Raw genomic sequence first — 14013 nt, 5'->3', positions numbered from 1 at the left:
AAAAAGGTGCTCAGTGAGCACCTTTTGCATTTCTGAAACCTTACTCTTTGGTGAGCGCCGGTTTGTTGTCGATGTTGGTCAACACACCGCTGCTGTTGAAGGTCAGGGTCAGCGTCTGCTGAGTCACGCCTTCATGGCCAGGCTGCTGGCGGAAAACATAGAACCAGGTGTTGGTGCCGAACGGATCGGACATCATCGGGGTTCCCAGTGCATAAGCGACCTGCTGTTGTGTCATGCCGACACGAACTTTAGACACATCGTTAGGTGTGAGGTAGTTCCCCTGGTTGATGTCAGGACGGTAAACCACTCGCTCCAGAGTGGAACAACCTGCGGTCAACATCAGAAGAACCGCTGCGACAGCGGTCAGCGTTTTACAGCGCATGTGATTTGATTCCTTTTCGGGCCCGAGCAATACGCGGCTCATATGTTATATGCCGATGATAATAGACCTTGCCCCACTTTGAAACCGGTCTGACGGCGTTTTTGTTGTTCTGTATGACCCTGAGATCCCGAAAAAGTTTATGCGGCCAGCAGTTCTTTCGCATTCGCCAGTGTGTTGCGCGTCACTTCGCTGCCGCCGAGCAGCCGCGCCAACTCTTGCAGGCGCGCCTTTTTATCCAGCGGGTGCATATGGGTTTCCGTCATTTCACCATCGGTTTCTTTGCAGACATAGAAATGATGATGCCCACAACCCGCCACCTGCGGCAGGTGGGTCACGCACATGACCTGAGTTGACTCGCCGAGCTGACGTAACAGTTTGCCGACGACGGCAGCGGTCGGGCCGCTAATCCCCACGTCCACTTCATCGAAAATCAGCGCCGGAGTTTCCATTTTACGCGCGGTGATCACCTGAATCGCCAGGGCGATACGCGACAGTTCACCACCCGAAGCGACTTTGGAAATGGCCTGTAACGGCTGGCCGGGGTTGGTGGTCACGCGAAATTCAATGCGGTCTGCGCCTTCTGCTGTCAGATGATTGACTTCAAATTTGACGTCAATGGTAAAGACGCCGTGCGGCATCGACAGCGCATGCATACTGTCGGTGATGTGCTGGCCCAGCTCCTGCGCATAGTGCTGACGCACTTCGTGAAGCTGTTTAGCCGTAGCCAGCGCCTGCTGATGGTGAACATTCACCGCCAGAGAGAGCGTTTCCAGCGAGTCGGCCTGATCGTCCAGCTGCTGTTGTTCATCCAACAGTGACTGGTGATAGTTCGGCAGCTCTTCCGGCGTGACGTAGTGTTTACGCGCCAGAGAGATTTGACGAGAAATACGCTGCTCCAGCTCAAACAGACGATTCGGATCGAGATCCAGGCGTTCGCAGTAATGGCGCAACTCTTCACCCGCTTCGGAAATCTGAATCGCCGCTTCTTCCAGCATATCGAGCACGCCAGACAGCTTGCTGTCGAGACTGACCAGTTCAGTGACCTGCTGGCGCACGGTATAGAGCTGGCTTTGCAGGTTGATATCTTCGCCATCAGCCAGCAGATTTAGCGCCTGTTGGCTGGTCGAAATGAGATGGCCGCTATTCGCTAGCCGTTTGTACTCTTCGTCAATCTGCTCAAATTCGCCCGGCTGTGGGTTAAATTCATTGAGTTCTTTCAACTGGTAGTTCAACAGCTCAGCGCGCGCGGCGCGTTCCTGGCTTTGCTGCTGATGCAGTGCCAGTTCGCGGCAGCTCTGGTGCCACTGGCGATAGTGCTCGGCCATCAGCTGAGTGAGCGCGTACTCACCGGCATAACCATCAAGCAGGGCTTTTTGTTGTTCAGGTTTAATGAGCTGCTGATGCGCATGCTGGCCATGAATTTGAATCAGAAGCTGACCCAGCTCGCGGAGCTGAGAGAGAGGAACCGCTGTGCCGTTGATAAAACCGCGGGAGCGCCCATCGCTGCTGATGACGCGGCGAAGTAAACACTCACGTCCATCCTCGAGTTGATTCACTTCGAGCCAGCGCAGCGCGGCAGGGGTATCTTTTAAGGAAAAGCGCGCGCAGAGATCGGCGCGATTAGCGCCCGTACGCACGATGTCGCCTTCTGCGCGACCGCCGAGACACAACCCGAGCGCATCAATGGCAATAGATTTACCTGCACCGGTTTCACCGGTAATGGCCGTCATTCCACTCTGAAAGTCGATCTCAAGCTCACGAACAATGGCGAAGTTGCTGATGGTCAGTTGTGCCAGCATAATTGTTTTCCTGTATGAAAAACCATAACTGTATTTTCATACAGTATAAACTGGTTTTATATACAGTAAAGTGCTGGATGCAAATTTAGAACAATTTTTTTGACCAGCCAAGCTTTGAGCTTAATGTGTTGAAATAGCTGTAGTCTTTCGGGTGAATCAGATTCAGGTGGTAATCGCAACGCCGGATCAGGACATCTTCCCCCTCCTGAATCGGCAGGGCAATCTGGCTGTCGCAGCTGATTTCAAGGTCGTTGCGGCGGTGCGAGAAGCGCAGGCGGATGGTGCTGCTGCTGTTGATGACCAGCGGGCGAGCCGAAAGGGTATGCGGGAACATCGGCACCAGGGTGATGGCATCCAGCGAAGGTGTCAGAATCGGTCCGCCAGCGGAAAGGGAATAGGCGGTGGAACCAGTCGGCGTGGAGATAATCAGGCCGTCTGAGCGCTGAGAGAAGGCAAAGACTTCGTCGATATAAACTTCGAACTCAATCATATGCGCGACTTTGCCCGGGTGAAGAACCACTTCATTGATGGCCGTGCTGATCCGTTTTTGGCAGTCCTGCTGGCAAACCTGCGCTTCGAGCAGAAAGCGTTTTTCGCTGATGTAGTGACCATCCAGGACATCGGCCAGCTGTTGGTGAGCGTTGTCGGGGTCGAGGTCGGTCAGGAAGCCCAGGTTGCCACGGTTGATGCCGATGACTTTGATGTCATAGCGCGCCAGCGTGCGGGCGGCGCCGAGCATGTTACCGTCGCCGCCGACCACGACGGCGAGATCCGCCTGCTGGCCGATCTCCGCCAGCGTACCGGTCTTCACATTTTTAAGCTGCAGTTCCTGCGCAATTTGCTGCTCCACCATCACTTCGTAACCTTTCGCGCACAGCCAGCGATACAACATTTCATGTGTCGTCAGCGCGGTAGGGTGACGTGGATGTCCGACAATCCCAATACACTTGAAATGATTATTCATTTTCTGGAGGTCCTTGTGCCGAATGATGGTGACAATATGCTTTGTTCCCTTGAATCCCGGAAACTGATCCCCATAATAAGCGAAGTTAGCGAGATGAATGCAGAAAAACGCGGAGAAATTCATGAGTAGTAAAGAACAGAAAACGCCTGAGGGGCAAGCCCCGGAAGAAATTATCATGGAACAGCACGAAGAAGTTGAGGCTGTAGAGCCGGATGCTTCTGCTGAGCAGGTGGATCCGCGCGATGAAAAAATTGCGAATCTGGAAGCTCAGTTAACTGAAGCCCAAAATCGCGAGCGCGAAAGCGTGCTGCGTATCAAAGCGGAAATGGAAAACCTGCGTCGCCGTACTGAGCTTGACGTGGAGAAGGCGCATAAGTTCGCGCTGGAGAAATTCGTCAACGAGCTGCTGCCGGTGATTGATAGCCTGGATCGTGCGCTGGAAGTGGCTGATAAAGGCAATCCGGACATGGCGGCGATGGTCGAAGGCCTTGAGCTGACGCTGAAATCCATGCTCGACGTCGTGCGTAAGTTCGGTGTGGAAGTGGTTGCCGATACCAACGTGGCGCTGGACCCTAACGTCCACCAGGCGATTGCGATGGTGGAATCTGAAGAGGTGACGGCAGGCAATGTGCTGGCTGTGATGCAGAAAGGTTACACGCTGAACGGTCGTACGATCCGTGCCGCGATGGTGACTGTCGCGAAAGCGAAGGCGTAATTTGCCGCTGTAGTGCCGGGTGGCGCCTGCGCTTACCCGGCCTACAACATTACCGTTCGGCCACGCTATCCCGCAGCGGTTTGACCGGGATAACTTTCACCTGTTTGATCATATTGTCCTGCACGTCCAGGATATCAATATCGTACTGGCTGATGCGCACACGGGTGCCGGACGCCGGGATCTCTTCCAGTGCTTCCAGAATCATACCGTTGATGGTGCGAGCGTCGTCTTCCGGCAGGTGCCAGTTGAAGGCTTTGTTGAGCTCACGCACATTGGCGCTCCCGTCGATCAGCACCGAACCGTCGTTTTGCGGCGTGACCTCTTCGGCAAGCGATGGCGACATTGACGTCGTAAAATCACCGACAATCTCTTCCAGAATATCCTCGACCGTTACCAGCCCCTGAATATCGCCATACTCGTTGACCACCAGGCCGACTTTCTTTTTATTGCGCTGGAATTTAACCAGCTGGGTACTCAGCGGTGTGCCTTCGGGAATGATGTAAAGCTCATCGGCGGCGCGGAGCATCACCTCTTTGGTGAACTCTTTTTTCTCGGTCATCAGGCGGTAGGCTTCGCGTACGCGGAGCATGCTGATGGCGTCGTCGAGTGAATCACGATAAAGCACGATGCGGCCATGGGGGGAGTGGGTCAGTTGGCGGACGATGGCTTTCCAGTCGTCGTTGATATCAATCCCGACGATTTCATTGCGCGGCACCATGATGTCGTCAACGCTCACTTTTTCGAGATCCAGCACCGACAGGAGCATGTCCTGATTGCGGCGAGAAATCTGCGAGCGGGATTCGTGTACGATGGTGCGCAGTTCGTCTTTGCTCAGCGCGCTGCTGATCACCACGTCGGCTTTAATGCCGACCATGCGCATCAGCAGGCGCGTGACCATGTTCAGTAGCCACACCAGGGGCATCATCAGGATCAGCAGCGGTCCCAGCAGGAAGCTGCTCGGATAGGCGACTTTCTCGGGATAAAGTGCGGCAATGGTTTTTGGCAGGACTTCCGCAAACACTAAGACGACGAAGGTCAGAACGCCGGTGGCAATGGCGACACCCGCGTTGCCGTAAAGACGCATCCCGACGATGGTACCGAGCGCAGAGGCGAGAATATTGACCAGGTTGTTGCCGATCAGCACCAGGCTAATCAGGCGATCGGGTTTACGCAGCAGCTTTTCGACGCGTCGGGCGGCACGGTTGCCCTGTTTAGCGCGATGACGTAACCGGTAGCGGTTGAGGGTCATCATGCCGGTTTCCGAACCTGAGAAATAGGCGGAGATAACCACCATGACGATCAGCGTAACGATCAGCGTGGTGGTGGAGATGTGTTCCAGGGGGAACTCCTTTGTTGCTTAGCCGACGAACTGCTGTATGACGCGACTGCCAAAATAGGCCAGCGTCAGGATGCCAGCGCCCGCTACGTTAAACCAGACGACGCGACGACCGCGCCAGCCCTGATGATAATGGCCCCATAACAGGACAATATAGACAAACCACGCAATGATGGAGAGCACCGCTTTATCGATATTCTCAATGCTGAACAGATTTTGCATATAAAACAGACCCGTACACAACGTCAGCGTCAGTAGCACCACACCGATCTGCGTGATGTGGAACATCTTACGCTCAATGACCATCAGCGGCGGCATTTCCTGGTTGAAAACCAGTTTTTTGTTTTTCAGCTGGTAGTCGATCCACGCCAGTTGCATCGCGTAGAGCGCCGCAATGATCAGCGTCGCGTAAGAGAAGAGCGACAGACCGATGTGCACCATCATGCCCGGTGTGGTTTCCAGGTGGGTGATGAATTCATTGGGAACGAAGGTGGCGAACGCCAGGTTGATCAGCGCGAAGGCGTAGACAATCGGCAGTAACAGCCAGCCGCGATTCTTGGAGGCGACAATGGTCATCACCGTACAGATCATCAGACTGACCAGCGAGCCAACGTTGAGAACGCTCAGGTTTTGTACGCTGCCGTCGCCCGGAATAATGCGCGATTCCAGCGCAAACGCATGGCTGACCAGGGCGATCACTGCCGACAAAATAGCCATGCGCCGCCAGCCGCTGTTTTTTTGCAGCAGGCCAGGAATAATCAGCGCAAGGCTGCAAGAGTAGGCAACAAGGGCGATCAGTGCGAAAACAGGCATATAGGCGTCGACAGTTGTCTTAATAAGAAAGATAAGCAGTATAACGTTACGTGACGCGCGCTCCAACCGTTGCATAACAACAAAGACGCCTTCATGTTATACTCCGGCAAAATTCTATGTACGTGTCGCTGTCGCGACCTAACGTTTCTACCTCAGGCGAGAGACAATGTTTGATAATTTAACCGATCGTTTGTCGCGCTCGCTGCGCAACATCAGCGGCCGTGGGCGCCTTACCGAAGACAATGTGAAAGAAACGCTGCGCGAAGTGCGCATGGCGTTGCTCGAAGCCGACGTGGCGCTGCCCGTTGTGCGCGAGTTCATCAGCCGCGTAAAAGAGAAAGCGGTTGGTCATGAAGTGAACAAGAGCCTGACCCCGGGTCAGGAGTTCGTCAAAATTGTTCGCAACGAACTGGTTGCGGCAATGGGCGAAGAGAACCAGGTCCTGAACCTGGCCGCGCAGCCACCTGCGGTGGTGCTGATGGCCGGTCTGCAGGGTGCGGGTAAAACCACCAGCGTTGGTAAGCTGGGTAAGTTCCTGCGCGAAAAGCACAAGAAAAAAGTGCTGGTGGTCTCTGCCGACGTCTATCGCCCGGCGGCGATCAAACAGCTTGAAACCCTGGCAGAGCAGGTCGGCGTGGACTTCTTCCCATCCGACGTTGCCCAGAAGCCCGTGGATATCGTCAATGCAGCGCTGAAAGAAGCGAAGCTGAAATTCTACGACGTGCTGCTGGTGGATACCGCCGGTCGTCTGCACGTCGACGAAGCGATGATGGACGAAATCAAACAGGTTCACGCCGCGATTAATCCGGTTGAAACCTTGTTTGTTGTCGATGCGATGACCGGTCAGGATGCGGCGAATACCGCGAAAGCGTTCAACGAAGCGCTGCCGTTAACCGGTGTCGTGCTGACCAAAGTGGACGGTGACGCCCGCGGCGGTGCGGCGCTCTCTATTCGTCATATCACCGGTAAGCCGATTAAATTCCTCGGTGTCGGCGAGAAAACCGAAGCGCTGGAGCCGTTCCACCCGGACCGTATCGCCTCCCGTATTCTCGGCATGGGCGACGTGCTGTCGCTGATCGAAGATATCGAAAGCAAGGTTGACCGCGCGCAGGCTGAGAAGCTGGCGAGCAAGCTGAAAAAAGGCGACGGTTTCGATCTGACCGACTTCCTCGAGCAGCTCCGCCAGATGAAAAACATGGGCGGCATGGCAAGCCTCATGGGCAAACTGCCGGGCATGGGCCAGATCCCTGATAACGTGAAAGCGCAGATGGATGACAAAGTGCTGGTGCGTATGGAGGCGATCATCAACTCGATGACGCTGAAAGAGCGTGCGAAGCCTGAAATCATCAAAGGGTCGCGCAAACGCCGCATCGCCGCCGGTTGCGGCATGCAGGTGCAGGATGTTAACCGCCTTCTGAAACAGTTCGACGACATGCAGCGCATGATGAAGAAAATGAAGAAGGGCGGAATGGCGAAAATGATGCGTGGCATGAAGGGAATGATGCCCCCAGGCTTCCCGGGCCGCTGATTGGCCTGGCTTGCCTGCCATTTACAGCAGACTGAGTAACTGTTGATTGCATTTTCCCCAGAAATCAGTAAAATTTTCGGGCTTTTAATATGACACTGGGCTCCGTTCCTCGATGGGGCCCTGTGTTTTATTCACACAAGAGGATGTTATGGTAACTATTCGTTTAGCACGTCACGGCGCAAAAAAGCGTCCGTTCTACCAGGTTGTTGTGACTGACAGCCGTAATGCACGCAACGGTCGCTTCATTGAGCGCGTTGGTTTCTTCAACCCGATCGCTAGCGGTTCTGAAGAAGAAACCCGTCTGGATCTGGATCGTATCGCTCACTGGGTTGGCCAGGGCGCTACTGTTTCCGATCGCGTTGCTACGCTTATCAAAGCAGCAAACAAAGCAGCTTAATCTGTCACGGTGGTCATGATGAGCAATAAAGCACCTGTTGAACCGATCGTATTGGGAAAAATGGGTTCTTGCTACGGTATCCGTGGTTGGCTCAGAGTGTTTTCCTCCACTGAAGACGCTGAAAGCATTTTTAACTACCAGCCCTGGTTTATCCAGAAAGGTGGTAAGTGGGAAGCGGTCGAGCTGGAAAGCTGGCGTCACCACAATCAGGATATCGTGATCAAGCTGAAAGGCGTTGACGATCGCGATGCGGCGAATCTGCTGACCAATTGCGAAATTGTCGTCGATTCATCGCAGCTGCCTTCGCTGGAAGAGGGTGATTACTACTGGAAAGACCTTATGGGTTGCCAGGTGGTCACCACTGAAGGCTATGGCCTGGGCAAAGTCATCGACATGATGGAAACCGGGTCAAATGACGTTCTCGTCATTAAGGCAAACCTGAAAGATGCATTTGGCATCAAGGAGCGGCTGGTTCCGTTCCTCGATGGGCAGGTTATCAAGAAAGTCGATCTCACTACGCGAACTATCGAAGTAGATTGGGATCCTGGTTTTTAAATTCTCCGGATAAACGGTAAAAGACGGCGCTATGTGGATTGGCATAATTAGCCTGTTTCCTGAAATGTTCCGCGCGATTACTGATTACGGGGTAACTGGCCGGGCAGTAAAAAAAGGCCTGCTGAACATCGAAAGCTGGAGTCCTCGTGACTTCACGCATGACCGGCACCGTACCGTGGACGAACGTCCTTACGGCGGCGGACCGGGGATGTTAATGATGGTGCAACCCTTACGGGATGCGATCCATACAGCAAAAGCCGCGGCAGGTGAAGGCGCGAAGGTGATTTATCTGTCACCTCAGGGACGCAAGCTTGATCAAGCGGGCGTAAGCGAACTGGCCACGAATCAGAAACTGATTCTGGTATGTGGTCGCTATGAAGGGATAGATGAGCGCGTAATTCAGACCGAAATTGATGAAGAATGGTCAATCGGCGATTACGTTCTCAGCGGTGGTGAGTTACCGGCAATGACGCTGATTGACTCCGTTGCCCGGTTTATTCCGGGTGTACTGGGCCATGAAGCTTCAGCAACAGAAGACTCTTTTGCTGATGGATTGCTGGACTGCCCACACTATACCCGCCCTGAAGTGTTAGAAGGGATGGAAGTACCGGCGGTATTGCTGTCGGGGAACCATGCCGAGATACGTCGCTGGCGTTTGAAGCAGTCGCTGGGCCGAACCTGGCTTAGAAGACCTGAACTTCTGGAAAACCTGGCTCTGACTGAAGAGCAAGTAAGGTTGCTGGCGGAGTTCAAAAAAGAGCACGCACAACAGCAACATAAACATGATGGGCAAGCGTAATACGCTCCCGATATATCAGTTTACCCAGGATAAGAGATTAAATTATGAGCAACATTATTAAGCAAATTGAACAAGAGCAGATGAAGCAGGACGTACCTTCATTCCGTCCGGGTGATTCCGTGGAAGTGAAAGTATGGGTTGTTGAAGGTTCCAAAAAACGTCTGCAGGCATTCGAGGGCGTGGTTATCGCTATTCGTAACCGCGGTCTGCACTCTGCATTCACTGTTCGTAAAATTTCCAACGGCGAAGGTGTTGAGCGTGTCTTCCAGACTCACTCTCCAGTAGTTGACAGCATTACTGTCAAACGTCGTGGTGCTGTACGTAAAGCTAAACTGTACTACCTGCGTGAGCGTACTGGTAAGTCTGCTCGTATCAAAGAGCGTCTGAACTAAGACTCGCTTAAGCAACATCCTGTTAAAAGGGCTGGCCGCAAGGCCGGCCCTTTTTTATCTAAATCCGCTCCGCTTGTTAACCCTCTCGTCATAAATCATTTACAATACCCGCTCTCTAGCGGAGGGTAAGTGAATAACGCACTGCATCAGTCAGCCTTGAAACGCGCAGCGGCCTGGACCGCGCTGTTTGCGATCCTGCTGATCGTGGTGGCACCTCTCATTTCCATTTCGCTACAAAAAGATCCCATGAGTGCGATGCCGGGGATGCACCATGATATGAGCCAGATGTCGATGGCTGAGCATCATGGCGAGACGTCGCACTCAATGCCGCTCGATCACGCCGAAGCCTGTGGCTATTGTGTGCTTCTGGCCCATGTGCCGGGCGTGATGCTGGCGCTGATTGTGCTGCTGTGCGCGGTATTACTGCGCCAGCGCGTGAAACCACCGCGACAGGCGGTCAGTCACTGGCACTTTTTCCCCTGGTTGTATCCTGATACCCGCGCTCCGCCGCTGCTGTCTGCTCTTTCCCTGTAAACCATAAAGAATGCGCTTTTGCGCATCGATAACGTTTTGCCTGCACAAAGGAAAAGTATGACTGCCATTACGCCACGCGCAGCATGGGGAAACCTGCTGCGACGCCTCCATTTTTATATCGGGTTGTTTGTCGGCCCGTTCATTTTTTTCGCTGCGCTGACGGGTACGCTCTATGTGGCGACGCCGCAGCTCGAAAATAGGTTGTATCAACATGCGCTTCATACCGACACCGTCGGGGAAGCTCAACCGCTGGCTGAGCAAATTGCGGTGGCAGAAAAAGCGATTGGGGAAGACCTGCGCCTGCAGGCCGTGCGGCCGGGTCTTATCGGCGGTGAAACCACGCGGGTGATGTTTGCCGACCCGATGCTTGGACCGTCGGAAAACCGGGCGATTTTCATCGATCCGGTGAGTCTGGAGGTTCGCGGCGATATCACGGTCTACGGCACCAGCGGAATTTTACCGCTGCGCCAGAAAATCGACTATCTGCACAGCTCGCTGATGCTGGGGGATGTTGGGCGGCTGTATAGCGAGCTGGCCGCCTCCTGGATGTGGATCGCAGCTCTGGGCGGAATTGCACTGTGGTTTTACACCCGTCCGAAGCGGCGCATCAATAACAGGTTCCAGAATCGCCGTCGTGTGCACGTCGCGCTCGGCTGGGGGCTGCTGGGTGGCATGTTGCTGTTTTCGGCCACCGGACTGACCTGGTCGCAGTGGGCGGGTGGAAACGTCGATAAGCTGCGCACGCAAATGAACTGGCTGACGCCGCAGGTGAACACTCAGCTGCACGGTCCCGCGGCAGACGTTGATCCTCACGCCGAACATCGCGGGCATCACGGCGGGATGATGATGCCTGAAATGGCGATGGATCTGACGCTGTTTGATAACGTCCTGCACGCGGCGAGAAATGCCGGGATTGATGCGAACAAACTCGAAATTCGCCCCGCGAAAAGTTCAGACAAGGCATGGACCGTCACTGAGATCGACAGGGGTTGGCCAACGCAGGTCGATGCCGTTGCCGTTGATCCGCATTCGATGCAGATCCTCGATCAGACGCGTTTTGCGGACTTTCCGCTGATGGCAAAACTAACGCGTTGGGGCGTGGATTTCCATATGGGGATCCTGTTTGGCCTGGTGAATCAGCTGGTCCTGATCGTCTTCGGTGCAGGGCTGTGCGTGTTGATCGCATGGGGATATCGGATGTGGTGGATGCGTCGTCCGGCGCAGGCCGCAGGGAATCCGGTGCTCACGCTCTGCCAGTGCTGGCTGGCACTCCCCGCCAGCGGGCGAGGAGTGACGCTGTTTATCAGCGTGATGCTGGGAATGATGATGCCGGTGATGGGGTTCAGTCTGGCCTTTTTCGTGCTGATTGACTGGCTGCGCTGGCGCGCGCAGTCGATTCTGTCCCTGTCTGAATCCACCAAATAATGGCCTAAGGCGTGCTGATGACTACCGCAACGCGGCGGTTTTCAGCGCGTCCTTGTGAGGTTGCGTTACTGGCGACCGGGTACTTTTTACCTAATCCCTGCGTGGTGAGGTTGCTGCGCGGAATATTGGCCCCTTTCGCCCAGGCATCTGCCACGACGTTAGCGCGTTTTAAAGAGAGGGATTCGTTGTAACTCTCTTCACCGTAGTTGTCCGTATGTCCGTCCATGCGCGCGTGGACCAGGCCCGTTGCGGCCAGTCTGGTCGCCATGGTCTGGATCTGCTGCTCGCTCTCCGGTCGTAGCTGATATTCGTTTTTACCAAACAGGATTTTGGCCGACAGGCCGAGGGACCAGTCGCCGTTCATTTCGTTAAAACCGTAGGATTTCATCGCCGCGATCTGTTCTGCGTTGAATTTACCCTGAGGCGGTGCCTGGCAGCCTGCCAGAATCGTTGAGGCCAGTAAGACTGGAGCGAGATATCGCCTTAACATAACGTGTTCCTTTTTTTACGAAATTAATGTTGGACGCTGGTGTTTCACCTGATACATATTGCGGTCGGCTTGCTCCAGTAATGCCTCAACGGAGGTATTTTCCCACGCCAGAGCAAATCCAATGCTGAGTGACATTTTTGCCGTATGCCCGTTGTGCAGGTCGTAGGGCAGAAGGAATTTCTGCGAAAGCGCAGTGCAGATCTGCTGAACGTCTTCCGGGGAGTGAATGCCGTAGAGGATCATGGCAAATTCATCGCCGCCCAGACGGTAAGATTGATAACGTTTCCCGCCAAACTCCACCATACGGCTGGCCACTTCAATCAGCACGCAATCGCCCGCCGCGTGACCCCAGGTGTCGTTGATCTGCTTAAAGTTGTCGCCATCCAGGAACAACAGGGCGGAATTCATTTGGGCGGAAGAGTCGTTCATCAGCGCCGCAATACTGCTGCGAAAAGCGGCGCGGTTAGCCAGCCCGGTCAGCGGATCGTGCATCGCCGTGCGCATCAGCTGTGCGTTCCGCGCCTGCAGTTTGAGCTGCCACTCTTCCATTTCATCGAGCAGGCTGTTGAAGTCCAGACCAAAGCGGTGAAACTCTTCGATGCGCTCGTCTTCTACACGACGCGCGAAATTACGGTTCGTTTTGACGTCATGCACCACGTCGGTGATGTTTTGCAGCGCCGTGACGATCCCGTCATGCAAAGAGCGGGTGATGGTCAACGCCACAAAGGCGGCGAAGAGAATACATCCCGTCAGGACGGCAAATGAGGTCAGGATGAAGTGGCTGATCAGGCTGTCGCGCGCGGTGATGCGAACTTCCCCGATAACCTTGCCGTTATGCATGACGGGCTGGGTTGCCGGGACAGGGAACAGCCAGCGGCTGACCAGGGGGCTCAGCGTGTCGGTATTCTCGTCAGGGTTCCACGACCAATAGGCAAACTGATTGCGGCGGGCGTCGAGCACCTCGGCGACGGAAAACTGGCCCTGTTTCCCCAGCGTCGCAAGCGTTTCGCTGGCGGCAGTCGCATCATTAAAGACTAACGACGCTTCCAGGCTGCGGCTCATGGTGGCGCTGGTTAATTCGAGATTTTTTTGCGCATATTGTTTCAGCGTCACAACCGAAGCAATACACAATAATAACCATATTAGCGTCATGGTAATAACCACGCTAATCATGCTAATACGCTGCAGCGTTCTTTTAAACGTTGGGCGTGGCGTTGTAGAAAGTTCCTTATTCATGCTTCTTATTCCGGGCAAGCATTAACACATCCGGATTCACTCTTACGCCACTGCGAGACAGGGCATCCAGATTGACGGAGAATCTCACTGTTTCTTCATTAATTATCAGGCAGAAAGCACTGCCAATAACGCATTCCGGGTTTTGTTCGGCGATTAATAGTAACGCCCGGCCCTGATAATTCCTGAATAATTGAAGTTGATTAGCAGGCGATTCATTTCCAAAATAAACGGCATCGCAGGTGGCATTTAATGCCTCAGTCTCATTGTGAACAATCAGCGGAACGTAGGGTAACGCCGCAGAGCCGCTGTCGCTGAGCGCCTGTGTAAAACGGGACGACGAGTAGATGCAGAGCTTAGGCTGGCCAGAAAGCGACGGCCAACGTGTGTAGCTGACGATGCCAGAAACGATGGAACGCACTGACTTGTCTTTTTCTGTCATGGCTGCGGCGAAAGTCTGTCCGCCGACAAGGCATAACGTGAGCGCCAGAATGAGGTGGCACAAAGGGAACGTAAAAAAATGTCTCACCAGAATCCGCCATACCGCTCTGGAAATATATGTCCTTAAATATTGCGGGCAGAATACCATTGTTTACCTGAACAGTCATTATGTGGAATTTTTGGTGACTTAAGTTAAATCTTATTCGCAAC

At 54.1% G+C, this 14013-nt stretch carries 16 protein-coding genes; 8 read left to right on the top strand and 8 right to left on the bottom strand.

Annotated features, from left to right (window positions below; genetic code table 11):
- Window positions 1-40 precede the first annotated feature (40 nt).
- The 3 genes from bamE to nadK all read right to left on the bottom strand — a co-directional run bounded on the left by bamE (window position 41) and on the right by nadK (window position 3145).
- Window positions 41-382, bottom strand: a complete 342-nt coding sequence (gene bamE, locus QQF33_RS11855) for an outer membrane protein assembly factor BamE (protein ID WP_015960091.1) — start codon at window positions 380-382, stop codon at window positions 41-43.
- Window positions 383-519: 137 nt separating this feature from the next.
- Entirely contained in the window at window positions 520-2181 is a 1662-nt protein-coding gene (recN, locus tag QQF33_RS11850; protein WP_285154561.1) for a DNA repair protein RecN, read from the bottom strand.
- An 85-nt stretch (window positions 2182-2266) separates the two neighbouring features.
- On the bottom strand, window positions 2267-3145 hold the full coding sequence (gene nadK / locus QQF33_RS11845) for an NAD(+) kinase (protein ID WP_015960089.1): 879 nt from the start codon (window positions 3143-3145) through the stop codon (window positions 2267-2269).
- Window positions 3146-3266: 121 nt separating this feature from the next.
- On the opposite strand from nadK, the gene grpE reads away from it, so the two are divergent.
- On the top strand, window positions 3267-3860 hold the full coding sequence (gene grpE, locus QQF33_RS11840) for a nucleotide exchange factor GrpE (protein ID WP_285157855.1): 594 nt from the start codon (window positions 3267-3269) through the stop codon (window positions 3858-3860).
- A gap of 49 nt (window positions 3861-3909) precedes the next feature.
- Here grpE and QQF33_RS11835 read toward each other — a convergent pair whose 3' ends face one another.
- Window positions 3910-5199 (bottom strand): HlyC/CorC family transporter, encoded by a 1290-nt coding sequence (locus QQF33_RS11835; RefSeq protein ID WP_100779245.1) that lies wholly within the window; start codon window positions 5197-5199, stop codon window positions 3910-3912.
- 18 nt (window positions 5200-5217) lie between these two features.
- Entirely contained in the window at window positions 5218-6009 is a 792-nt protein-coding gene (locus QQF33_RS11830; protein WP_282494228.1) for a cytochrome C assembly family protein, read from the bottom strand.
- Window positions 6010-6175: 166 nt separating this feature from the next.
- Between QQF33_RS11830 and ffh the strand changes: the two genes are divergently transcribed.
- From ffh to QQF33_RS11795, 7 genes are all read left to right on the top strand, one after another.
- Window positions 6176-7537 carry a signal recognition particle protein gene (gene ffh, locus QQF33_RS11825; protein ID WP_154128876.1) on the top strand — a complete coding sequence of 454 codons (1362 nt, stop codon included), beginning with the start codon at window positions 6176-6178 and terminating at the stop codon, window positions 7535-7537.
- 148 nt (window positions 7538-7685) lie between these two features.
- Window positions 7686-7934 carry a 30S ribosomal protein S16 gene (rpsP, locus tag QQF33_RS11820; RefSeq protein WP_014171249.1) on the top strand — a complete coding sequence of 83 codons (249 nt, stop codon included), beginning with the start codon at window positions 7686-7688 and terminating at the stop codon, window positions 7932-7934.
- A gap of 15 nt (window positions 7935-7949) precedes the next feature.
- Window positions 7950-8489, top strand: coding sequence for a ribosome maturation factor RimM (gene rimM, locus QQF33_RS11815; RefSeq protein WP_100779247.1), 540 nt, complete (start codon window positions 7950-7952; stop codon window positions 8487-8489).
- Window positions 8490-8520: 31 nt separating this feature from the next.
- Complete coding sequence (gene trmD / locus QQF33_RS11810; protein WP_282494229.1) at window positions 8521-9288, top strand: tRNA (guanosine(37)-N1)-methyltransferase TrmD; 768 nt, start codon at window positions 8521-8523, stop codon at window positions 9286-9288.
- 44 nt (window positions 9289-9332) lie between these two features.
- Window positions 9333-9680 carry a 50S ribosomal protein L19 gene (rplS, locus tag QQF33_RS11805; protein WP_095282974.1) on the top strand — a complete coding sequence of 116 codons (348 nt, stop codon included), beginning with the start codon at window positions 9333-9335 and terminating at the stop codon, window positions 9678-9680.
- A 129-nt stretch (window positions 9681-9809) separates the two neighbouring features.
- Window positions 9810-10214: a DUF2946 domain-containing protein gene (locus QQF33_RS11800; RefSeq protein ID WP_285157854.1), complete on the top strand. Its 405-nt coding sequence runs from the start codon at window positions 9810-9812 to the stop codon at window positions 10212-10214.
- Between the two features lie 57 nt (window positions 10215-10271).
- The gene (locus QQF33_RS11795; RefSeq protein ID WP_285157853.1) at window positions 10272-11639 is read left to right on the top strand and encodes a PepSY-associated TM helix domain-containing protein; all 1368 of its coding nucleotides are present in this window, start codon (window positions 10272-10274) and stop codon (window positions 11637-11639) included.
- A gap of 4 nt (window positions 11640-11643) precedes the next feature.
- On the opposite strand, the gene QQF33_RS11790 is transcribed toward QQF33_RS11795, so the two are convergent.
- The 3 genes from QQF33_RS11790 to QQF33_RS11780 are packed head-to-tail and all read right to left on the bottom strand — an operon-like array spanning window position 11644 to window position 13891.
- The gene (locus QQF33_RS11790) at window positions 11644-12129 is read right to left on the bottom strand and encodes an OmpA family protein (protein ID WP_285144988.1); all 486 of its coding nucleotides are present in this window, start codon (window positions 12127-12129) and stop codon (window positions 11644-11646) included.
- A gap of 15 nt (window positions 12130-12144) precedes the next feature.
- Window positions 12145-13365: a diguanylate cyclase DgcN gene (gene dgcN / locus QQF33_RS11785; protein WP_282494233.1), complete on the bottom strand. Its 1221-nt coding sequence runs from the start codon at window positions 13363-13365 to the stop codon at window positions 12145-12147.
- Window positions 13358-13891: a YfiR family protein gene (locus tag QQF33_RS11780; RefSeq protein ID WP_390888473.1), complete on the bottom strand. Its 534-nt coding sequence runs from the start codon at window positions 13889-13891 to the stop codon at window positions 13358-13360. The genes dgcN and QQF33_RS11780 overlap by 8 nt, the downstream gene beginning before the upstream one ends.
- Window positions 13892-14013: the final 122 nt, after the last annotated feature.

Origin of the sequence: Lelliottia wanjuensis (assembly GCF_030238365.1) — a bacterium.
GTDB lineage: Bacteria > Pseudomonadota > Gammaproteobacteria > Enterobacterales > Enterobacteriaceae > Enterobacter > Enterobacter wanjuensis.
The sequence above is the reverse complement of the archived record's forward strand: the minus strand, read 5'-3'. Positions and strand labels throughout refer to the sequence as shown.

Coding starts and splice junctions, on each gene's coding strand:
- bamE (WP_015960091.1), bottom strand. CDS start 382: ATGCGCTGTAAAACGCTGACCGCTGTCGCAGCGGTTCTTCTGATGTTG.
- recN (WP_285154561.1), bottom strand. CDS start 2,181: ATGCTGGCACAACTGACCATCAGCAACTTCGCCATTGTTCGTGAGCTT.
- nadK (WP_015960089.1), bottom strand. CDS start 3,145: ATGAATAATCATTTCAAGTGTATTGGGATTGTCGGACATCCACGTCAC.
- grpE (WP_285157855.1), top strand. CDS start 3,267: ATGAGTAGTAAAGAACAGAAAACGCCTGAGGGGCAAGCCCCGGAAGAA.
- QQF33_RS11830 (WP_282494228.1), bottom strand. CDS start 6,009: ATGCCTGTTTTCGCACTGATCGCCCTTGTTGCCTACTCTTGCAGCCTT.
- ffh (WP_154128876.1), top strand. CDS start 6,176: ATGTTTGATAATTTAACCGATCGTTTGTCGCGCTCGCTGCGCAACATC.
- rpsP (WP_014171249.1), top strand. CDS start 7,686: ATGGTAACTATTCGTTTAGCACGTCACGGCGCAAAAAAGCGTCCGTTC.
- rimM (WP_100779247.1), top strand. CDS start 7,950: ATGATGAGCAATAAAGCACCTGTTGAACCGATCGTATTGGGAAAAATG.
- trmD (WP_282494229.1), top strand. CDS start 8,521: ATGTGGATTGGCATAATTAGCCTGTTTCCTGAAATGTTCCGCGCGATT.
- rplS (WP_095282974.1), top strand. CDS start 9,333: ATGAGCAACATTATTAAGCAAATTGAACAAGAGCAGATGAAGCAGGAC.
- QQF33_RS11795 (WP_285157853.1), top strand. CDS start 10,272: ATGACTGCCATTACGCCACGCGCAGCATGGGGAAACCTGCTGCGACGC.
- QQF33_RS11790 (WP_285144988.1), bottom strand. CDS start 12,129: ATGTTAAGGCGATATCTCGCTCCAGTCTTACTGGCCTCAACGATTCTG.
- dgcN (WP_282494233.1), bottom strand. CDS start 13,365: ATGAATAAGGAACTTTCTACAACGCCACGCCCAACGTTTAAAAGAACG.